Source organism: Streptomyces sp. NBC_01016, from assembly GCF_026341035.1.
In the GTDB taxonomy this organism is placed as follows: Bacteria; Actinomycetota; Actinomycetes; order Streptomycetales; family Streptomycetaceae; genus Streptomyces.
This window is the reverse complement of sequence record NZ_JAPEOQ010000001.1, coordinates 5,654,960-5,674,945: the sequence shown is the minus strand read 5'-3', so window position 1 is coordinate 5,674,945 and position 19,986 is coordinate 5,654,960. Positions and strand designations below refer to the sequence as shown.

The window sequence follows — 19,986 nt, the reverse complement described above, 5'->3', positions numbered from 1 at the left end:
GCCACCGACAGCCGCCTCCGCCACGGTGGTGCGCGGGCCGTTCCTCGGGCAGGCTCGGGGCGCACCATCGTGTCCGACCCCGGAGGGAGACCCACGTGCCCGGCAACGCCTCGTACGGCAAGAAGGCCTTCAAACGGTCCCGCAGTCATTTCACCGACCGGATCACCGCCGACGGCCAAGGCGGCTGGCCGGTGGAGGCGGGCCGCTACCGGCTCGTCGTGAGCAAGGCCTGTCCCTGGGCGAGCCGCGCCCTGGTGGTGCGCCGACTCCTGGGCCTGGAGGACGCGCTGTCGCTCGCGGTCACCGATCCGATCCAGGACGACCGCAGTTGGCGCTTCACGCTCGACCCGGACGATCGCGACCCGGTGCTCGGGATCCGCTACCTCAGCGAGGCCTACGACGCGCGGGAGACCGGGTATCCGGGCGGCGTCAGTGTGCCCGCGATCGTCGACGTACCGTCCGGGAAGCTCGTCACCAACGACTACCAGCAGCTGACGCTCGACCTGGAGACCGAGTGGACGGCGCTGCACCGGGACGGCGCCCCCGACCTGTATCCCGAGCCGCTGCGCGACGAGATCGACGAGGTGATGGAGGGCATCTACCGGGACGCCAACAACGGCGTGTACCGGGCCGGATTCGCCGGCGAGCAGGACGCGTACGAGAAGGCGTACGGGGACGTGTTCGCGCGGCTCGACACGGTGTCGCGGCGGCTCGCCGGGCAGCGGTATCTCGTCGGCGACACCATCACGGAGGCGGACGTCCGGCTGTTCACGACGCTGGTCCGCTTCGACGCCGTCTACCACGGCCACTTCAAGTGCAACCGCAACAAGCTGGCCGAGGACCCGGTCCTGTGGGCGTACGCGCGGGACCTGTTCCAGACGCCCGGCTTCGGGGACACCGTCGACTTCGACCACATCAAGCGGCACTACTACCAGGTGCACACCGGCATCAACCCCACGCGGATCGTGCCGCTCGGCCCCGACCCGCCCAGCTTCTCGCCCCGCACGGCCGCGAGAAGCTGGGCGGGCGCCCCTTCGGGGAGGGCACGCCGCCGGCGCCTCGATAGGGTCGGGGCGTACGTTCCGCCCGGTCACGGAGTCGCCATGTCCCGCCCCCACGTATTGCTGTCCGCCGCGGTGTCGCTCGACGGATGCCTCGACGACACCGGTCCTGAACGGCTCCTGCTCTCCGGCGCGGAGGACTTCGAGCGGGTGGACGCGGTGCGGGCGGCGAGCGACGCGATCCTCGTCGGGGCGGGGACGCTGCGCGCGGACCGGCCCCGGCTGCTGGTCAATTCGCCGCAGCGGCGCGCGAAACGGGTCGACGACGGGCGGCCCGCCTACCCGTTGAAGGTGGCGGTCACCGCCTCGGGGGACCTGGATCCGGGCGACCCCTTCTGGACGACGGGCGGGGAACGGCTCGTCTACACGACCGAGTCGGGCGCCACGCGCGCCCGCACGCGCGTGGGCGGGGCGGCGGACGTGGTGGCGCTCGGCCGGCACCTCGACTGGGCGGCGCTCCTCGACGACCTCGCCGCGCGCGGCGTGCGGCGGTTGCTCGTCGAGGGCGGCGCGCACGTGCACACGCAGCTGTTGCAGCTGGGGCTCGCGGACGAACTGCGGCTCGCCGTCGCCCCGTTGGTGGTCGGCGAGCCGGGCGCGCCGCGCCTGTTCGGGCCCGGTTCCTACCCGGGCGGGCCGCGCAGCCGGATGCGGGTGCTTGCCACGGAGCGGGTCGGGGACGTGATCGTCACCCGGTACGCGCCGACCGTTCCGGGCCCCGGCGCGGCGGCCACCGCGGCGGACCGGCACTGGCTGCGGCTGGCCTGCGAACTGGCCACCGAGTGCCCGCCGTCGCGGACCGCGTTCAGCGTCGGCGCCGTGGTCGTCGCCGACGACGGCACGGAGCTGGCGCGCGGCTACTCGCGCGAGGGCGAGGACCCCGTGGTGCACGCCGAGGAGTCCGCGCTCGGCAAGCTCGCCGCCGACGACCCGCGCCTCGCCACGGCCACCGTCTACAGCAGCCTGGAACCGTGCGCCCACCGCGCTTCGCGGCCGAAGCCGTGCGCCCGGCTCATCGTCGACGCGGGGGTGCGCCGCGTGGTGACGGCGTGGCGGGAGCCGGACACGTTCGTGCCCGGCGCCGACGGGATCGGGGTGCTCGGGTCAGCGGGCGTCACCGTGGTCGAGGTCCCGGAGCTGGCCGACGCGGCGGTGCTCCCCAACCGCCACCTTGTCGCGGCCGCTCCGTAGCGGGTACGCACGCGTGCCGAGCCGCACGACGACGACGGCCGCGAGGCCGAGGACGAGCCCCAGCGCGGTGCGTATCCCGAAGGGCTCGCCGAACATCAGCGCTCCCCACACGGCGGTGACGGGCGCCATCAGGAACATCAACGTGTTGACCTGGGTGAGGCCGCCCCGCCGCAGCACGATCCAGTAGAGGCCGTAGCCGCCGAACGTCGACAGGCCGACGAGCCAGGCGATCGACAGCCAGAAGGACGGCGCGGCGGGCGGCGCGGCCTTGCCGAGCGCGACGGCGAGGCCGCTGAAGACGACGGCGCTGGTGGCGCAGTGCACGGTCAGCGCGACCATCGGCTCGACCCGGGTACGCGAGCGGCTCTCCACGAAGGTGGCCGCGACCAGCGACAGCATCCCGAGGAACGGGACGCCGTACGCCCACCACGGGACGCCCGCGACGGCGCCCGCGTCGGCCGTGGTGACGACGACGACCCCGGCAAGACCCAGGCACAGGCCGAGCCACTGCCGCCCGGTGACGTACTGCCGCAGCAGCGGTCCTGCGAGGGCGCCCGCGACCAGGGGCTGCGTGCCGTCGATGAGGGCGGTCGTGCCGCTGGAGACGCCGAGCTGGATGGCGTAGTAGACGGTCAGCAGGTAGCCGCTCTGCGACAGGGCGCCGATGACGACCTGCCGTCCGATGGTGCGCCTGCCGAGCCCGCGCCATCGCTTCTTCCTGCCGGCCGCAGCCGCGACGGCGCCCAGGACCAGCGCCAGCGGCAGGAACCGCCACATCAGCGTGGTCACGGCGCTCGCGTCGCCGGCGCCGAGCTTGGCTCCGATGAAGCCGGAGCTCCAGGTCAGGACGAATCCGATGGACAAAAGAACGTTCATGGCGCGGCCACCGCCTCGCGTGATCGGGTTCAGGTGCAGAGGTATACAGATCTGTCTACCTGGCCCCACTATACAGATCGGTATACTCTGGGGGCATGCGTACGACGACGAACCCCGCCCCGCCGGCCGTCGACCCGGACCGGCCCGACCTCACACCGGCCGCGCGCAAGGTCCTGGAGACCGCCTCGCGGCTGTTCTACGAGCGCGGCATCCACGCGGTCGGCGTGGATCTGATCGCGGCGGAGTCGGGCGTCACGAAGAAGACGCTCTACGACCGCTTCGGCTCCAAGGAGCAGATCGTCGTCGACTACCTGGCGACCCGCGACGCCCGCTGGCGCGCCTACCTCGCCGGTCACCACGAGGACGCCGAACTCTCCCCCACCGAGCGGGTGCTGGCTGTCTTCGACGCCTCCCAGGAGTGGATGCGCGCCAACAGCGGCAAGGGCTGCAGCATGGTCAACGCGCACGCGGAGATCAGCGACCCCGCGCACCCCGCGTACGCGGTGATCACCGGTCAGAAGCGGTGGATGCTGGAGCTGTTCACCCGGCTCGCGGGCGACGTGGCGCCGGACTCCGCAAGGGAGTTGGGGCGTTCGCTCATGCTGTTGCACGAGGGTGCGCTGGTCGCGGACGGCCTGGATGTGTTCCCGGACGCCTTCGGCCGGGCGCGCAGGATGGCGGCGTTCCTGCTGTCGGCGGCGAAGGACGCGCGGTGACGGCGGTGCCGTGGGAGGCCGGGGCGCCGGGCGTGCTGCGGCTGCCTTCGGGTCGGCTCGTGCGCGGCAGGGGCCTGCGCGATCCGCTGCCAGCCGGTCCCCCGCCGACGTACGGCATCTACCTCCTGGGCGCCGAACCTCCGCCCACGGACTGGGAGTCGACGTGGCTGCGCTGGCCCGACTTCCGGCTGCCCGCCGACCGTGCACGCGCGCGTGCCGTGCTCGCCGAGGCGTGGCGGCGCTGCGCGGACGAGCGGATGGAAGTGGCGTGTGCGGGCGGGCGCGGCCGTACGGGGACGGCGCTCGCGTGTCTAGCGGTGCTGGACGGAGTACCGGCCGGCGGGGCCGTCACCTACGTACGCGAGCACTACGCGTGTGGGGCGGTCGAGACGCCGTGGCAGAAGCGGTACGTACGGCGGTTCGCAGCTTCTTGAAAAAGGCATGATCAGCGCTTCCCGTGGCATTTGGTAGTCATGGGAAGGAGGTCCCCATGACGCCGAGGACCGCACTGCCCCGTTGGGCGAGGGTCGCGCGAATCCCCCTGTGGACGAAGGCGGCGCTCGTGCTGTTCGTCGTGCTCGCGGTCGTGTTCACCGGAATTGGCCTGGTGCACCGCCTTGACGACATGTTCGGCTCCGAGACGCACGACCGCTCGGGGCCCGCGCTGCTCAAGTCCGTGCGGGACATGAGCCGTTACGAGGCCGCGGCCGGGAACTACCAGGTGGTGGTGGACCTGGAGAAGGACTCCAAGTATCTGCCGGACGCCATCCAGGGCACGCGCACGCTGTACATCGGCGCGGGCACCGTCAACTCGTATGTGGACCTGGGCAAGCTCGGACCGGGCGATGTGCGGGTGAACGACAAGCGCACGTCCGCGACGCTGCGCCTGCCGCACGCCCGGCTCGCCGCTCCCACTCTCGACACGGACCGCTCGTACGCCGTGGCGAAGCAGCGCGGCCTGCTCGACCGGCTCGGCGACGTCTTCTCCGACAACCCGGGCGACGAGCAGGCGGTACGCAAACTCGCCGCCCGGCACATCGGCGAGGCCGCGCGGGACAGCAAGCTCACGGGCCGCGCCGAGCGGAACACGACCGAGATGCTCAGCGGCCTGTTGCGGTCCCTGGGGTTCCACGACGTGAAGGTCACCTATGGGACGTGACGAGCCCGGTGGCGTCTAGGGCCTGCCGTTTGGATCAGGCCCTAGCGCAGGTGCCGGGCGAAGAACCCGGCCGCGTCCTCTCCGGCGGACTGCGGGACGCCCGTGTGTCCGCCCATGTTGGCGAGCAGCGTCTTCTCCTTGGAGCCGAAGGCGTCGAACAGGTCCAGGGCGGCCTGCCGGTCGTTCCCCTCGTCGTCCCACTGCAGCAGGACATGCAGCGGAATGGTGACCCGGCGGGCCTCCTCGAACATGGTGCGGGGCACGAAGCTGCCGGCGAAGAGGCCGGCGGCCACGATGCGCGGCTCGACCACCGCCAGCCGGACGCCGATGGAGATCACGCCTCCCGAGTACCCGACCGGACCGCCGATCTCGGGCAGGGCCAGCAGGGCGTCGAGGGCGGACCGCCATTCCGGGACCGCCTGCTCGACGAGCGGGAGGATCACGGCGTCGATGATCTCGTCGCCAACTGGCTCGCCGGCTTGCAAGGCCCGGCGCAGGTCGGCGCGTGCCTCATCGACGGCGGCCAGGCGGGGCCGGTCACCGCTCCCGGGGAGCTCGATGGTGGCCGCGGCGAAGCCCTCCGCCGCGGAGCGCCGGGCCCGGCCGGCAAGCCGCGGGTACATCTTCTCCAGCCCGAGCGGCGGGTGGCCGAGCAGGATGAGCGGGACCGGTGCTGAGGCCGAAGCGGATGCGGGCGTCCACAGGATGCCGGGGATGTCGCCGAGGGTGAACGCGCGCTCGACGACACCGTCGTCGAGGCGTTGTTCAGAGGTGAAATGCATGGTCGTGCCTTTCGGGAGAGCTCAGAGACGGCGCTCCCGGACGACGACCTATCGCCCGACCGTGACCCCGGAGGAGAGCACCCATGTCGATTCGTTCACGGGTACCACCTCCTCGTTCTCTCGCACGGCCTCCGAAAGGCTAGCACTGGACCCGGACAGCCGCGCCGGTCACCCGTACCCGCTGGTCCCCCGCATTCAGGTCGATCTCCAGCAGCGACGGGCGGCCCATGTCGTGGCCCTGGTGCAGCGTCAGGTGCGCGTCGTCGGGCACGAGGCCCAGTTCGCGGGCGTACGCGCCGAAGGCGGCGGCCGCCGCTCCCGTGGCGGCGTCCTCCACGACGCCGCCGACCGGGAACGGGTCGCGTACGTGGAAGGTGGTCGCGTTCTCGCGCCACACCAGTTGCACGGTCGTCAGGTCGAGCCGGCGCATGAGGGTCAGCAGGGCGTCGAAGTCGTAGTCCAGATCGGCCAGCCGGTCGCGGGTGGCGGCCGCGAGGACCAGGTGGCGCACGCCCGCGTAGGCGATCCTCGGGGGCAGGGCGGAGTCCAGTTCGCCGGCCTGCCAGCCCAGGGCGGCGAGCGCCTCCTGCACGTCCTCCTGGGCCACTTCGTGCACGCGGGGTTCCACGCTGGTGAGCGTGGCCTTGAGGACGCCGTTCTCGCGGCGGACGGCGACGGGGACGCGTCCCGCAGCGGTGTGGAAGTCGAAGTCCCCCGTGCCGTAGTGCTCGCCGAGTGCGACGGCGGCGGCGACGGTGGCGTGGCCGCAGAAGTCGACCTCCGCCTTGGGGCTGAAGTACCGAAGCGTGAAGGACCGCTTGTCCTGCGGGTCGGGTCCCGGGGTGAGGAACGCGGACTCGGAGTAGCCGAGTTCGGCGGCGATCCCGACCATCTCCTGGTCGCCGAGCGCGGCGGCGTCGAGTACGACACCGGCGCCGTTGCCGCCCTCCGGGCTCGTCGAGAACGCGGTGTAGTGCAGCACGTCGGAGGCCGGGGTCGGCGCGGTGTTCGTCATGGAGGCAGAGCCTTTCACACGGGCGGTGCTGTCCTGGGCACGGTCTCCATGACGAACACCCGCCGCACCGTGCCGAATTCCCCGGTCAGTGCCGTGTCGTCAGGAGCAGATGAAGCTCCTCCTCCTGGTCGCCGGAGGCGGCGGTCGCCTCAGTCACGGTGAACGCGGTCGCCAGTGCCCCGCGCACGCGGTCCAGGGCCTCGTGGCCGCCCTGGAGGTCCGCGGTGACCGTCCCTGTGAGGGGCTCCGCCTCGTAGGACGCCGGCTGGGACGCGGTGTCCACCGTGGTGAGCCAGACCGTCGCGTCGCCGTCGGGGCGCTCGCTCGGTGTGCGGTCCGAGCGGAAGGCCGTGGACAGCATGCGCAGGGCCGCCTCGGCGTCCTGTGGTGTGCAGTCGCTGAGTGCCACGCCCACCACTGTGGGTGCGTAGCCGTGGACGGGAGTCGTGTCGGTCATGGTGGCTGCTCCCTCTGCGTCGCCGGTGTCCGGATCTTCCGGGTACCGGCGACGCGCCAGGTCAAACCCCGAGGTCAGGAGATGCGTGTGCCGACGACGATCGTGGCGTACAGGTCCTCGTCCGACACCACGCGCGCGTGCAGGCCCGCCGAGCGCACGGCCGCCTGTGCCGCGGCGGCCTGGCGCTCGCTCGTCTCGACGAAGAGGTGTCCGCCGGGCGCGAGCCACTCCGGGGCCTCGCCCGCGACCCTGCGCAGCACGTCGAGGCCGTCGTGCCCGCCGTCGAGGGCGATGCGCCGCTCGTGGTCGCGGGCCTCGGGCGGCAGCAGCGGGACATCGCCCGTGGGGACGTAGGGCCCGTTCGCCACCAGGGTGTCGACGTGGCCCTTGAGGTCGGCGGGCAGCGGCGCGTACAAGTCGCCTTCGTGGACCTCGCCGCCGAGCGGGGCGAGGTTGCGGCGGGCGCAGAGTACGGCCGCGGGGTCCAGGTCGGCCGCGTGCAGCCGGGCCGGGCGGTGGGCGGCCAGGACGGCGGCCACGGCGCCGGTGCCGCAGCACAGGTCGACGACGACGGCGCCGGGCGGTGTGTGGTCGAGGGCCTGTCGGGCCAGGAACTCGGTGCGGCGGCGCGGCACGAAGACGTTGGGGTCGACGGTGACCCGCAGCCCGCAGAACTCGGCCCAGCCGACGACGTGTTCCAGGGGCAGCCCGCTCGCGCGGCGCTCGACCATGGCGGCCAGTTCGGCGGCGTCGCGGGCGGTGGACAGCAGGATGCGCGCCTCGTCCTCGGCGAAGACACAGCCGGCGGCGCGCAGGGACTCGACCACCGCAGTGGAATCGAGCGGAAGGGGGGAGCTGGGCGACGGGGAAAGCGTCATAAGGGGTGGCCTCTCGGGATGCCGAGGGGGCTCCCGGTCACCGGACGGCCGCGGCCTCGCTCAGCGCGAGCGGGCGGGGCGTACGGCGCGAGAAGGGAGCTCCCGACCTGACACAACGGTGATCGGACTCACCTCCTCGTTCCCTCGCGGTGCTGCACGGAGCGCACACAGTACCCCACCGAACACCGCGTCCGATTGCCGCCAGCACACCGCGCCGGGGCCGACGAGGCTGGAGTCCTCGCCGATACCGCCCACGTACGGAGATGCACAGCGATGACCTGCACCACCACCGCCCCGCACGCCCGCGTGGAGGCCCTCGACTGGGCCGCCCTGAGTGCGGAGCTCGACGCTTTCGGCCATGCCCTCACCCCTCGACCGGTACTCACCGCCGACGAGTGCCGGTCCGTCGCCGCGCTCTACGACGACGTGCACCGGTTCCGGTCGACGATCGACATGGAGCGCTACCGGTTCGGCCGCGGCCAGTACCGCTACTTCGATCACCCGCTGCCCGACCTCGTACGGGAGTTGCGCGCGGCGTTCTATCCGCGGTTGCTGCCCGTCGCCCAGGAGTGGGCACGGCGCCTGAACAGGGCCGCGCCGTGGCCCGACACCCTCGACGGCTGGCTCGACCGGTGCCATGCGGCGGGCCAGAAGCGGCCGACGCCGATCCTGCTGCGCTACGGGTCCGGCGACTGGAACGCGCTGCACCGCGACATCTACGGAGAGTTGGTGTTTCCGCTGCAGGTCGTGATCGGTCTGGACGAGCCGGGCGGCGACTTCACCGGCGGCGAGTTCCTGATGACCGAGCAGCGGGCGCGCGCCCAGTCCCGCGGTTACTCGACGACGCTGCTCCAGGGCCACGCCCTGGTGTTCACGACGCGTGACCGGCCGGTGCGCTCGGTGCGCGGCTGGTCGAACGGCCCGATGCGGCACGGCGTGAGCACGGTCCGCTCGGGCCGGCGCCACACACTGGGGCTCGTCTTCCACGACGCGGAATGAGCGGTGGCCCGGTGGACCGTGCGGTCGCCGCGGAGAAGCTCAGCGGGCCCCGGCCGGGTTGACGTCCTCGCCGAGGTACGTGCCGTACCCGTCGGTGACGAGCGGGCCGTCGAAGATGAGCACCTCGTTGACCAGACCGCCCTTCTGGTTGCGGTAGTTGATGACCAGGCTGTTCACACCGACGTAGCTGCCCACCACCTCGAACCGCAGGTCGGGGATGCGCCGCAGCCCCTCCGTCCAGTAGGCGCGCAGTGCGTCCTTGCCGCGCATGACTCCGTCACCGCCGAGCAGTTGGGCGGCCACCGGCGAGCGGAACGTCACGTCGTCCGCGAAGTGGGCCAGCAGTGCGTCCAGGTCGTGCGCGTTCCACGCCGTCACCCAGGAGTCGACGAACGTCCGCGCGGTCACATGATCCATGAGCGCATTATGGCAAGCCCGTGCCTCAACTCCTGCGCAGCGCCCGGTCCGTGACCGTCAGGACCACCAGGAGGACACCGAGGACGACGGAGACGCCGGCCATCAGGTGCAGCCCACTGTCACTGGCGCGCTGCCCGTACGCGAGGGCGATCAGGCTCGACGCGGTGATGGCGCCGATGTACTGGGCGGTGCGCTGGAGCCCTGCGGCGGAGCCGATGTCTGCGGCGGGGGCGTACTCCTGGACGGCGGCCTGGTTGCAGGTGCCGACGAACCCCTGCGGGATGCCGAAGCACGCGCCCGCGAGCAGCAGCAGCGCCAGCGGCGTGTCGCCGTCGAGGAAGACGAGCAGCCCCGCGCCCGCGGTGAGCAGCACACATGCGGTGATGAGCGGGCCGCGGATGCCCTTGGTGCGGGCGCCGAGCAGCGAGCAGACCAGCGCCGTGAGCGACATCGGCAGCATCAGAAGCCCGGTGTGCCCGGAGGAGAAGCCGCGGCCCTCCTCCAGCCACTGGGTGAAGCCGTACATCACGCAGTAGATGAGCAGATAGCTCAGCCCGTGACGGAGGTAGGTGCGGGCCAGCGGGCCGTTCCCGGCGAGCATGCGCACGTCGATGAACGGCGTCCTGCTGCGCAGCTGCCACCACACCAGCACGCCGACGAGCGCGACGAAGGGCGCGAGCAGCCACCACATGGGGTCGGACAGGTCGAGCAGGAAGAAGACGAGGACCGTCAGGGCCGTGGTGAACAGGCCGATACCGAGGGGGTCGAGGGCGGTGCGCGGTGCCGGTTCCCCGTCCTTGGAGCGCGGAGGGTCGCGCGGGATCCACAGCAGGGCGGAGGCGAACGCGATCGCCGCGACCGGCACGTTGACCGCGAAGATGCCGCGCCAGCCGACGACCATGACGAGCAGTCCGCCCAACGTCGGGCCGACCGCCGCGCTGCCGAGCGACGCGAAGGAGAGGCGGGCCATGACGGGGCGCGGCGGTCGGCGGCCCACCCGGCGGCCCTCGTCGCGCAACACGGCCATCGCGGCCGGGTAGGCGGCGGAGGTGCCGATGCCGAGGAGCAGCCGGGAGACGATGAGCCAGCCGAAGGCGGGGGCGAGGGCGCCGACGATCCCGGAGACGCACACGACGACGAGTCCCGCGAGGAACACGCGGCGCGGGCCGAGGGTGTCGGCGAGCTTGCCGAGCACGGGCTGGGCGACGGCGCTCGCCAGATAGAGGACGGAGATCAGCCAGGCCGTGTCGGCGGCGCCGATCCCGAAGTCGTGTCCGATGGCCACCAGCGCGGTGGAGATCATCGTGGTGTTGAGCGGGTTGAGCACCGAGCCGAGGAGCAGGGGCGCGGTCAGCCGGGCCCTGAACCCCTCCTGCTGTGCGGGAGCCTCGCCCTCGCCGGTGACGACGGCTTGGTCTCCCACGCCTTGTGTCACTTGCGCACCAGCCGTTCGAGGAGCGCGGTGGCCTCGGAGAGAGTGCGCCGCTCGGCGGCGTCGAGTTCCTCGGTGAGCGCCTGCGTGAGCCAGCCGTGCTTGGCGGCCCGGACGGCGTCCAGGGTGGCGCGGCCGCTGTCGGTGATGGACACGACGGACTGCCGCCCGTCGTTCGGGTCCGGTTCACGGGCCACGAAGCCCTGTTCCTCGAGGGCGCCGAGCGTGAGCCGCATGGACTGCGGCCGTACGTACTCGCCGCGGGCGAGCGCCGCGGTCGTGCCGGCGCCCTCGGACTCCAGGCGGGCGAGGACGGTGCGCTGGGTGGGCGTGAGCAGGCTGTCCGGCGACGCGGTGCGCAGCCGGCGCGAGAGCCGGCCGACGACGGTGGCGAGGTCGGCTGCGACCTGCTGGGTGGGCGGCTCGTCCCCTGCTGCTGACTGCGTTCCTGACATGCCGCCACCGTACGAGGTAGACAGGAAGCCTTGCAAGTTACCCTTATGAATCTCTGGGTTACGGGCTGCGGGCTACGGGTCCCGGGTTTTACGGGTTACGGATTACGCACCCGCGAGCCCTGAACCGTCACAGGCCGATCGCCCCCACCAGCGCCCGCGCGCACAGGTCCCGCACCTGCTCCCGCGTGAGTTCCGAGGCGTCCAGCCAGTCGAGGCAGACGGCGACGAGGAACGCGAGCCAGCCGCGTACGGCGAGCCGCAGCACGTCCGGCGCGGGGAGCCGGTCGGCGATGTGCGGGTCCGCCGCGAGGGCGGCCATGATCTGCTCCTCGTGCGCGGCGAGCCCTTCCTGGTACGCCGCACGCACGCCCGGGTCGCCCGCCGCCTCCGCGCGATGGAAGGCGCGGAAGCCGTGCGCGTGCGTGGTGACGTACTCGAGGAAGGTGTCGAGGCCCGTGCCGAGCTGGTCGTGGACGGGGATGCCGGGTTCGGCGGCCGTCAGCCGCAGCATCCGCTGGCTCTCGCGCTGCACGACGGCGGCGAAGAAGTCCCGCTTGTTCGGGAAGTAGTGGTACAGCAGCCCGCGCGAGACGCCGGCGATCTCCGCGACCTCCTCGATCCATACGTCGCCGTAGGGGGCCTGCGCGAACAGCCTGGCGCCCACGGCGAGCAGTTGCTCGCGACGCTCCTGCGTGCTGAGTCTGCGCCGGGTGCGCTCCCCCGGTGCCGACACTCCCGCTCGCTCCCTGGTCATGGGGCGCACCCTACTGGACGCCCCGCTCCTTACTTGACGTGAGTTCAATAACAGGATCAGACTGTGGCCCGTTATTGAATCCACGTCTAACAGTGTGGTCCGGGTGTCCCAACAGGGCATCGGTGCAAGGGAGATGGACACGATGACGACGACGCCGCAGGTGACACAGGCCCCGGGAACCCCACTGCCGCGAGGTTTTCGCAGTGCCGAGCAGGGGTGGCCGCGCCTGGACCGCATCCCGCGCCCGTCCCGCCGGGTCCCGTTCCTCGGCGATGTGGTCGGCGCGAACGTCCGCTCCCCGCTGCAGGATTCGATGAAGCTCGCCGCCGAACTCGGGCCGATCTTCCGGCGCAAGGGGTTCGGCAAGGAGATCGTGTTCGTCGCGGGCGCGGACCTCGCGGCGGAGCTGGCCGACGAGTCGCGGTTCGCCAAGCACGTCGGGCTCGGCGTCGCGAATCTGCGCCCGGTGGCGGGCGACGGCCTGTTCACCGCGTACAACCACGAGCCCAACTGGCAGCTGGCGCACGACATTCTGGCGCCGGGCTTCAGCCGTGACGCGATGGCGGGCTACCACCCGCTGATGCTGGACGTGGCGGGGCAGCTGATGGCCTCCTGGGACACGAGCGAGGCCGCTGGCCGGGCGGTCGACGTGCCCGCCGACATGACCAAGCTGACCCTGGAGACGATCTCCCGGACCGGGTTCGGGCACGACTTCGGGTCGTTCGAGCGCGAGCGGCCGCACCCGTTCGTCACGGCGATGGTCGGCGCCCTGACCTTCGCGCAGCGCCGCAACGTCGTACCACCACTCCTGTCGTCCGTACTGCTGCGCGGCGCCGAGAAGCGCAACGCGGCGGACCGCGCGTATCTGAACCGCACGGTCGACGAGGTGGTCGCGGCGCGCCGTGCCTCCGAAGGCGGGCCCGGAGACCTCCTCGACCGGATGCTGGAGGTGAGCCACCCGGAGACCGGTGAGCGGCTCTCGCCGGAGAACATCCGCCGCCAGGTCATCACGTTCCTGGTGGCCGGGCACGAGACGACGTCGGGCGCACTGTCCTTCGCGCTGCACTACCTCGCGCAGCACCCCGAGGTGCTCGCCAAGGCGCGCGACGAGGTCGACCGCGTCTGGGGCGACGCCGACGTCCCCGCGTACGAGCAGGTCGCCAAGTTGCGTTATCTGCGGCGGGTCCTCGACGAGTCGCTGCGGCTGTGGCCGACCGCGCCGGCGTTCGCCCGCGAAGCGCTCGCGGACACGACGCTCGGCGGCACGCACCCGATGCGGCGCGGCGCGTGGGCGCTGGTCCTGACGACGATGCTGCACCGCGACACGGCCGCGTGGGGCGAGGATCCGGAGGCCTTCGACCCGGAGCGGTTCACCCCGCAGGCGGTCCGCGCCCGACCCGCCCATGTCTTCAAGCCCTTCGGCACGGGCGCCCGCGCCTGCATCGGCCGCCAGTTCGCGCTGCACGAGGCCACGCTGGTGCTCGGCCTGCTGCTGCGCCGCTACGACCTGCGGCCCGAGCCCGACTACCGGCTCGCGATCACGGAGCGGCTTACGCTGATGCCGCGCGGCCTGCGGCTGCACCTGGCCCGTAGGTGATCCGACCCGTGGGTGATCTACCCGGGGCTCCGGCACCCCACATAGGGTGCGTCAATGAGTGCCACCACCACTGACCTGCCCCACGACAGACCTTCGGGGCGCGATCCCGGCGTCCCGGAACTGCGCGGACCGGCCCGTTACTTGGGGTGGCTCATCGCGCGCCAACGCGGCCGGGTCGCCGCCGGGGCGCTGTTCGGGAGCCTGTGGATGGTGGGGCTCGCGCTCCCGCCCTACGTCCTGTCGCGCGCCGTCGACGACGGGCTGCGGGCCGGTGACTCCGGCGCACTGTACGGATGGTGCGGCGCCCTCGTCGTCCTCGGCGCGGTCAACGCGTGGCTCGCGATCATGCGACACCGCACGATGACGCGGGTGCGCCTCGACGCCACCTTCCGTACGACGCGGCTCGTCACGCGGCACGCCACCGTGCTCGGGGCCGCGCTGCCGCGGCGCGTCGCGGCGGGCGAGGTCGTCACCATCGGCGTCGGCGACGTCCAGCGGATCAGCCAGACGCTGACGATCGCGGGTCCCGGCGTCGGCGCGGTCGTCGCGTACGCGGTGGTGGCCGGGCTGCTCCTGTCGATCTCGGGGCTGCTCGCGGCGGTGATCCTGCTGGGCGTGCCACTGCTCGCCGGCGCGCTCGGCCCGCTGCTCACGCGGCTGCAGGGCGCCGAGTCCGGCTACCGGGAACGGCAGGGAGTGCTGGCGTCGCGGCTCGCCGACCTCGTCGGCGGTCTCGGGGTGCTCGCCGGGCTCGGCGGAAAGGACGTGTACGCGGGCCGGCTGCGGCAGGACACCGCCGGGCTGCGCGCGGAGGGGTACCGGGTGGCGCGGGTGATCAGCTGGATCCAGGCGCTCGCCGTCGGCCTTCCCGCGGTCTTCCTCGCCGTTGTGACGTGGCTGGGCGCCCGCATGGCGGCCCAAGGGGAGCTGTCCATCGGCGAGTTGGTGGCCGTGTACGGGTATGTGGCGATGCTGGTCGTGCCGGTCGAGGCGTTCATCGAGGGCGGCTACGACCTGGGGCGCGGGCTCGTCGCGGCGCGGCGGGTGCTGCGGTTCCTGTCCCTCGAGCCCGAGTCGGGCGGACACCGCTCCCCCGTTCCGGGTCCACCGGAGGGCGCGGCGCTGCACGATCCGGTGTCCGGGGTGACGGTCGAATCGGGGCGGCTCACCGCGCTGGTGTCGGCGCGGCCCGGGGAGGCGGCGGCCGTGGTCGACCGGCTGGGCCGGTTCGCGCCGACGACGGCCACCTGGGGTGACGCCGCGTTGGACGCGGTGGACCTGACGGAGGTGCGGCGCCGGATCCTGCTCGCGGCGCCCGAGGCGGATCTGTTCGCGGGGACGGTGCGGGAGGCGGTCGCGGGGCGGCACATCCCGGACGGGACGACGGTGAAGGCCGCCCTGCACGCGGCCGCGGCCGACGACCTGCCGGGCGGCGCGCTCTTGGCCCAGGGGCGCAACCTCTCCGGCGGCCAGCGGCAACGCGTGCGCCTGGCCCGTGCGTTGCACGCGGACCCAGAGATCCTCCTCGCTGTCGAACCGACATCGGCCCTCGACGCCCACACGGAGGCACGCGCCGCGGACCGGCTACGGGAGGCGCGGCACGGCCGCACCACCGTGGTCACGGGCACGTCCCCGCTCCTGCTCGACCGGGCGGACGAGGTGTGCTTCCTGCACGACGGGACGGTCCGCTCCACGGGCACCCACCGCGAACTGCTGGCCCGTGATGAGGAGTACAGGCGCTTGGTGGGGCGGGGTACGGATGCCGTGGCGGGCCCGGGGGCTGTGGCGGACCCGGATGCCGCACCAGACCCGGACGCCGGACCAGACCCCGACGCCGTCCCGGACCCGGGATCCGTCCCCGCGGCAGGAGCCGAGTCATGAGCGCACCCCGTTTCTCCCTGCCCGTCGCCGACCGCGCCGCCGTGCGTCGCGCCGCGCTCGGACTCGTCCGCGCGGACCGGCGCGCCTTCGCCTCGACGCTGGTTCTCAACTGCCTCGCGGCGGGGGCCGGGATCGTCGGGCCCTGGCTGCTCGGCCGGATCATCGACGACGTGCGGGGCGGCACGAGCGTTGCGCACGTCGACCGGGCGGCTCTGGTGATCCTTTGCTGCGCCGTGGCCCAACTCCTGCTGCTGCGCTGGGCGCGCCTGGTGGGGCACCGGTTCGGGGAGCGGACCGCCGCGCGGGTGCGGGACCGGTTCGTGGACCGCGCGCTCGGGCTGCCCGCCTCCGTGGTCGACCGGGCAGGGCCCGGCGACCTCACAAACCGGGGCACGAACGACGTGGCGGCCGTCGCGAGCGCGCTGCGCGACGCGGGTCCCGACGTGTTCGTGTCGGCGGCGCAGGTGGTGTTCCTCGCGGCCGCCGTCGTCGTGGTCGAGCCGGTGCTCGGTCTGGTCGCCCTGTGCTGCCTGGCGGGCATCCCGGTGGCGGTGCGCTGGTATCTGCGCCGGGCCCGCACCGCGTATCTCGCCCAGGGCGAGGCGGACTCGCACCTCGCCGAGCAGCTCGCGGCGACGGCCTCGGGGGCCCGCACCGTCGAGGCCTTCCGTCTCCAGGAGCAGCGCATCGAGGCGTGCGAGCGGGGCATCCGGCACAGTTACCGCACCCGTATGCGCACCCTGTCCCTACGTAGCGTGCTGTTTCCCTCGGTCGACTTCTCGTACGCCCTGCCGGTCGCCGCCGTCCTCCTCGTGGGCGGCACCCTCCACGCGCACGGCGGTCCGAGCCTCGGCGCGATCGTCACGTGCGCCCTGTATCTGCGCCAGCTTTCGGGGCCGCTGGACACGATCCTGTTCTGGGTGGAGCAACTACAGAGCAGCGGCGCCTCGTTCGCCCGCGTCGAGGGCATCGGCGGGACACCGTCACGCGTACCTGCGCGCGAGGCGGCCGTTCCGTCCGGCGACGCGATCCACCTGAGCTCGGTGCACTACGCGTACGAGGGTGGCGGCGATGTCGTCCACGGCGTGGACCTGACCGTGCGGGCGGGCGAACGGCTCGCCGTGGTCGGCCCGTCCGGGGCGGGCAAGACCACCCTGAGCAAGCTCCTCGCGGCGATCGACTCACCGCGTACCGGGACGGTCAGCGTCGGCGGCGTCCCGGTCACGGAGCTCGCTCCCGAACAGCTGCGCCGTCACATCGTCCTGGTCACGCAGGAGCACCATGTGTTCCTCGGCTCGGTCCGCGACAACCTGCGGATCGCCGCGCCCGAGGCGGGGGACGCGGACCTGAGCGCAGCCCTCGCGGCGGTCGGCGCCGACGACTGGGCGGACGCGCTCCCCCAGGGCCTGGACACGGAACTCGGCGCCGGCGGCCTGCGCCTCGAAGGCCCGCAGGCGCAGCAGCTGGCGCTGGCCCGCGTGGTGCTGGCGGACCCGCACACCGTGGTCCTCGACGAGGCGACCGCCCTGCTCGACCCGACGACGGCCCGCCACACGGAACGGGCCCTCGCGGCGGTGCTGCACGGCCGCACGGTCATCGCCGTCGCCCACCGCCTCCACACGGCGCACGACGCGGACCGGGTCGCGGTCATGGAGGACGGCCGGCTGACCGAACTCGGCCCGCACACGGAACTGGTGGCGGCGGACGGCGCGTACGCGGCGCTGTGGCGGTCGTGGCACGGGACGCGGACGTAGGGCCTGGCGTGTGGATCAGGCCGGGCTCGCGGGGGCTGATCCACACCACACGCCCTGGCTCCGGCGCACCCCTCCCGCCGGGCTACTCGTCCGGCGCCGCCGCCAGCGACGCCACATCCAGCACCCCATCCAACTCCGCCAGCACGGCCACGAGTTCCGGCACGTCGGACGCCCCCTCGATCTCCATGCGTACGGCCATCGTCCCGATCCGGCCGCTGCCGGGCTCGTAGTCGGCGCTGTCGTTGCGCAGCTCGAGGACCCGGAACCCACGGCTCGTGCACTCCTCGAGGACGCGGGTGAGGACGCTGGAGCCGACCCGGTAGGCGAGGTGCAGGCCCGAGCGCCGCTCCGTGGCCAGGGCCGGTACCCGTCGCGTCAGCCAGGGGTAGCCGCGGACGACCAGGAAGTGACAGGCGGTCGCGGCGAACGCGAGCAGCGGAAGGCCGCCGCCGCAGGCCATCCCTATGGCACACGTCAGCCAGACGGTCGCCGCGGTGGTCAGTCCGCGCACCGCGTCGCGCCGCACGAAGATGAGGCCGCCACCGATGAAGCCGATGCCGGAGACGATCTGGGCGGCGACGCGTGACGGGTCGAAAGACACGCTGTCCATGCCGAGCACGGAGTTGAACCCGTGCTGCGACACCTCCATGAACAGCGCGCTTCCCACGCCGACGAGGGTGTGCGTGCGCAGCCCCGCGCTCTTCTGCTGGACGGCGCGCTCCGCCCCGATCAGCGTGGAAAGCACGAGAGCGAGACTCAACTCGGCGATCTGCCGCAGGCCTTGTCCGGCTGCCGGGTCGAACAGGGAGAACGCGAGCGAGGACGACAAGAGCGGGACCCTCCTCTCCATCGGGTTGATCTTCCCGAGGGTAGTCCCGCGTCGGCTCGGCGGGATTGTCAGACCCATGCGCAAGAGTGGAGTCATGAACGGGACCAGGAATCACGGACAGCTGACCATGAACCCCGAGTTGGCCGCGGCGCAGGCCTGCCTGCGTCTCATGCACACGGCACGCGCGGCGCTCTCCACATCCCAGCCACCGGCCACGGCCGCGGTGCTCACCGTACCGATCGCCGAGGCCGACGAGGCGCTGAGCAGGGCGGGCCTGGCGGGCAACGAGGCGTGGTTGCTCGAGCGGATCTATGGGCTGGGCCTCGAGGCCGAGGCGCCCTAGCATCGGCCCTTGATCCGTATCAGTATCCGTATCCGGTGTGTCGGTCGCGTTCCGGTGCATCGCCACTTCTCCGGCTTGCAAGGAGCTCGACGTGACCACTGTGTCCTCGGACCAGCCGCACCGCATCGACCCGACCGGCGGCTGCCCGCACGCGCGCAACGCCCGCTTGCGCGCGGAGGGCGCGGTGGCCGCCGTGGTGCTGCCCGATGACGTGCAGGGCATGCTCGTGCTGGGCCACGAGGCGCTGAAGGAGTTCCTCGGGCACAGCGATGTCGCCAAGGACGCCCGGCACTTCGCGGCGCTCGCTGAAGGCCGGATACCCGAGGGGTGGCCGCTGCGGACGTTCGCGACGGTGCGCGGGATGACGACGGCCGACGGCGAGGACCACCGGCGGCTGCGGTCCCTGGTGAGCCGGGCGTTCACGGCCCGGCGGGTCGAGGCGCTGCGGCCGCGAGTGGAGGCGATGACGGACGAACTGCTGGACGGCCTCGCCGCGGCGGCGCGGGACGGGTCCGGCGTGGCCGATCTGCGCACGCACTTCGCGCTGCCGCTGCCCATGGGGGTGATCTGCGAACTCTTCGGCGTGGACGAGGAGTTCAGGGACACGCTGCACCGTCTCTCCAGCGAGGTCGTGGCCACGAACATCGAACCGGCGAGAGCCGTGGCCGCCAACCAGGAGATGGTGTCGGTGCTTGCCCAGGTGGTCGCCGCTCGCGTCCGGGAGCCGGGCGACGATCTGACGAGCGCGCTGCTCGCGGCCCACGAGGCGGACGGCGACCGGCTCAGCCGCGAGGAGTTGATCGGCACGCTCATGCTGTTCGTCGTGGCCGGGCACGAGACGACACTGAATCTGGTCACGAACGCGGTGCGCGCGCTGTGCGCCCACCGCGAGCAGCTGGCCCTCGTGCGCGACGGCGCGGCGGGCTGGGCGGATGTCGTGGAGGAGACGCTGCGCTGGGACAGCCCGGTCAGCTACTTCCCGTTCCGCTACCCGACCCGGGACCTCACGGTCGACGGCACGCTGATACCGAAGGGCACACCCGTGCTCGCCGGTTACACGGGCGCGGGCCGTGACCCGGCGGCGCACGGCCCGGACGCCGATCGCTTCGACGTCACGCGCGCCCTGCCGGGCCGGCATCTCTCGCTCGGGCACGGGGCGCACTACTGCCTGGGCGCCCCGCTGGCCCGGCTCGAGGCGACGGTGGCCCTGGAGCGCCTCTTCACCCGGTTCCCCACGCTCGAACTGGCCAGTCCCGAAGAAGAGTTGCCCGTGAACGCAAGTTTCGTGGGCAACAGCGTGGTCGAGCTCCCGGTGCGACCGGGCCCGGACGCCCGCCACGGCTGACACCCACCACGGCCGACGCGTACGCCTCACGCCTCCTCCCGACGC

At 72.6% G+C, this 19,986-nt stretch carries 20 protein-coding genes and 1 pseudogene; 11 read left to right on the top strand and 10 right to left on the bottom strand.

Annotated elements, in window-relative coordinates; translation table 11 throughout:
- Positions 1-95: 95 nt before the first annotated feature.
- Together OG746_RS25585 and OG746_RS25580 are read left to right on the top strand one after the other, a co-directional pair.
- Positions 96-1,066 (top strand): annotated as a pseudogene (locus OG746_RS25585) (glutathione S-transferase family protein).
- 37 nt (positions 1,067-1,103) lie between these two features.
- A complete protein-coding gene (locus OG746_RS25580) occupies positions 1,104-2,252 on the top strand; it encodes a dihydrofolate reductase family protein (RefSeq protein WP_266718266.1) in 1,149 nt (382 codons plus the stop codon).
- On the opposite strand, the gene OG746_RS25575 is transcribed toward OG746_RS25580, so the two are convergent.
- Positions 2,166-3,128: a DMT family transporter gene (locus OG746_RS25575; protein ID WP_266718265.1), complete on the bottom strand. Its 963-nt coding sequence runs from the start codon at positions 3,126-3,128 to the stop codon at positions 2,166-2,168. The two genes, OG746_RS25580 and OG746_RS25575, sit on opposite strands and share 87 nt — an antisense overlap.
- A gap of 95 nt (positions 3,129-3,223) precedes the next feature.
- Here OG746_RS25575 and OG746_RS25570 point away from each other — a divergent pair, with 95 nt between their 5' ends.
- Genes OG746_RS25570 through OG746_RS25560 form a run of 3 tightly spaced genes read left to right on the top strand, consistent with a single transcriptional unit; the run spans position 3,224 to position 5,003 of the window.
- Positions 3,224-3,844 carry a TetR/AcrR family transcriptional regulator gene (locus OG746_RS25570; RefSeq protein ID WP_266718263.1) on the top strand — a complete coding sequence of 207 codons (621 nt, stop codon included), beginning with the start codon at positions 3,224-3,226 and terminating at the stop codon, positions 3,842-3,844.
- The gene (locus OG746_RS25565; RefSeq protein WP_266718262.1) at positions 3,841-4,278 is read left to right on the top strand and encodes a protein-tyrosine phosphatase family protein; all 438 of its coding nucleotides are present in this window, start codon (positions 3,841-3,843) and stop codon (positions 4,276-4,278) included. The genes OG746_RS25570 and OG746_RS25565 overlap by 4 nt, the downstream gene beginning before the upstream one ends.
- A gap of 56 nt (positions 4,279-4,334) precedes the next feature.
- Positions 4,335-5,003: a DUF4230 domain-containing protein gene (locus OG746_RS25560; protein WP_266718261.1), complete on the top strand. Its 669-nt coding sequence runs from the start codon at positions 4,335-4,337 to the stop codon at positions 5,001-5,003.
- 41 nt (positions 5,004-5,044) lie between these two features.
- Here the strand turns inward: OG746_RS25560 and OG746_RS25555 are convergent, their stop codons facing one another.
- From OG746_RS25555 to OG746_RS25540, 4 genes are all read right to left on the bottom strand, one after another.
- On the bottom strand, positions 5,045-5,785 hold the full coding sequence (locus OG746_RS25555; protein ID WP_266718259.1) for a dienelactone hydrolase family protein: 741 nt from the start codon (positions 5,783-5,785) through the stop codon (positions 5,045-5,047).
- A gap of 139 nt (positions 5,786-5,924) precedes the next feature.
- Positions 5,925-6,800, bottom strand: coding sequence for a PhzF family protein (locus OG746_RS25550; RefSeq protein ID WP_266718258.1), 876 nt, complete (start codon positions 6,798-6,800; stop codon positions 5,925-5,927).
- 85 nt (positions 6,801-6,885) lie between these two features.
- Positions 6,886-7,257, bottom strand: coding sequence for a hypothetical protein (locus OG746_RS25545; RefSeq protein ID WP_266718256.1), 372 nt, complete (start codon positions 7,255-7,257; stop codon positions 6,886-6,888).
- A 74-nt stretch (positions 7,258-7,331) separates the two neighbouring features.
- Positions 7,332-8,135 carry a putative protein N(5)-glutamine methyltransferase gene (locus OG746_RS25540; RefSeq protein ID WP_266718254.1) on the bottom strand — a complete coding sequence of 268 codons (804 nt, stop codon included), beginning with the start codon at positions 8,133-8,135 and terminating at the stop codon, positions 7,332-7,334.
- A gap of 273 nt (positions 8,136-8,408) precedes the next feature.
- On the opposite strand from OG746_RS25540, the gene OG746_RS25535 reads away from it, so the two are divergent.
- Positions 8,409-9,134 (top strand): 2OG-Fe(II) oxygenase, encoded by a 726-nt coding sequence (locus tag OG746_RS25535; RefSeq protein ID WP_266718252.1) that lies wholly within the window; start codon positions 8,409-8,411, stop codon positions 9,132-9,134.
- Positions 9,135-9,173: 39 nt separating this feature from the next.
- Here OG746_RS25535 and OG746_RS25530 read toward each other — a convergent pair whose 3' ends face one another.
- The 4 genes from OG746_RS25530 to OG746_RS25515 form a co-directional block, all read right to left on the bottom strand.
- Complete coding sequence (locus OG746_RS25530) at positions 9,174-9,551, bottom strand: nuclear transport factor 2 family protein (protein ID WP_266718250.1); 378 nt, start codon at positions 9,549-9,551, stop codon at positions 9,174-9,176.
- 25 nt (positions 9,552-9,576) lie between these two features.
- Positions 9,577-10,974, bottom strand: a complete 1,398-nt coding sequence (locus OG746_RS25525; RefSeq protein ID WP_266718248.1) for an MFS transporter — start codon at positions 10,972-10,974, stop codon at positions 9,577-9,579.
- Positions 10,975-10,982: 8 nt separating this feature from the next.
- A complete protein-coding gene (locus OG746_RS25520) occupies positions 10,983-11,438 on the bottom strand; it encodes a MarR family winged helix-turn-helix transcriptional regulator (protein ID WP_266718246.1) in 456 nt (151 codons plus the stop codon).
- A gap of 127 nt (positions 11,439-11,565) precedes the next feature.
- Positions 11,566-12,192: a TetR/AcrR family transcriptional regulator gene (locus tag OG746_RS25515; protein WP_266718244.1), complete on the bottom strand. Its 627-nt coding sequence runs from the start codon at positions 12,190-12,192 to the stop codon at positions 11,566-11,568.
- Positions 12,193-12,334: 142 nt separating this feature from the next.
- Between OG746_RS25515 and OG746_RS25510 the strand changes: the two genes are divergently transcribed.
- Genes OG746_RS25510 through OG746_RS25500 form a run of 3 tightly spaced genes read left to right on the top strand, consistent with a single transcriptional unit; the run spans position 12,335 to position 17,424 of the window.
- A complete protein-coding gene (locus OG746_RS25510) occupies positions 12,335-13,789 on the top strand; it encodes a cytochrome P450 (RefSeq protein WP_266718242.1) in 1,455 nt (484 codons plus the stop codon).
- A 54-nt stretch (positions 13,790-13,843) separates the two neighbouring features.
- Positions 13,844-15,670 (top strand): ABC transporter transmembrane domain-containing protein, encoded by a 1,827-nt coding sequence (locus tag OG746_RS25505; protein ID WP_266718240.1) that lies wholly within the window; start codon positions 13,844-13,846, stop codon positions 15,668-15,670.
- Positions 15,667-17,424, top strand: a complete 1,758-nt coding sequence (locus OG746_RS25500; RefSeq protein WP_266718239.1) for an ABC transporter ATP-binding protein — start codon at positions 15,667-15,669, stop codon at positions 17,422-17,424. Before OG746_RS25505 ends, OG746_RS25500 begins: the two co-directional genes overlap by 4 nt.
- An 82-nt stretch (positions 17,425-17,506) precedes the next feature.
- Here OG746_RS25500 and OG746_RS25495 read toward each other — a convergent pair whose 3' ends face one another.
- Positions 17,507-18,274, bottom strand: a complete 768-nt coding sequence (locus OG746_RS25495) for an MgtC/SapB family protein (RefSeq protein WP_266718238.1) — start codon at positions 18,272-18,274, stop codon at positions 17,507-17,509.
- A 73-nt stretch (positions 18,275-18,347) separates the two neighbouring features.
- Between OG746_RS25495 and OG746_RS25490 the strand changes: the two genes are divergently transcribed.
- The gene (locus tag OG746_RS25490; protein WP_323179654.1) at positions 18,348-18,596 is read left to right on the top strand and encodes a hypothetical protein; all 249 of its coding nucleotides are present in this window, start codon (positions 18,348-18,350) and stop codon (positions 18,594-18,596) included.
- 91 nt (positions 18,597-18,687) lie between these two features.
- Positions 18,688-19,941, top strand: coding sequence for a cytochrome P450 family protein (locus OG746_RS25485; RefSeq protein WP_266718237.1), 1,254 nt, complete (start codon positions 18,688-18,690; stop codon positions 19,939-19,941).
- The last annotated feature ends 45 nt before the right edge of the window (positions 19,942-19,986 follow it).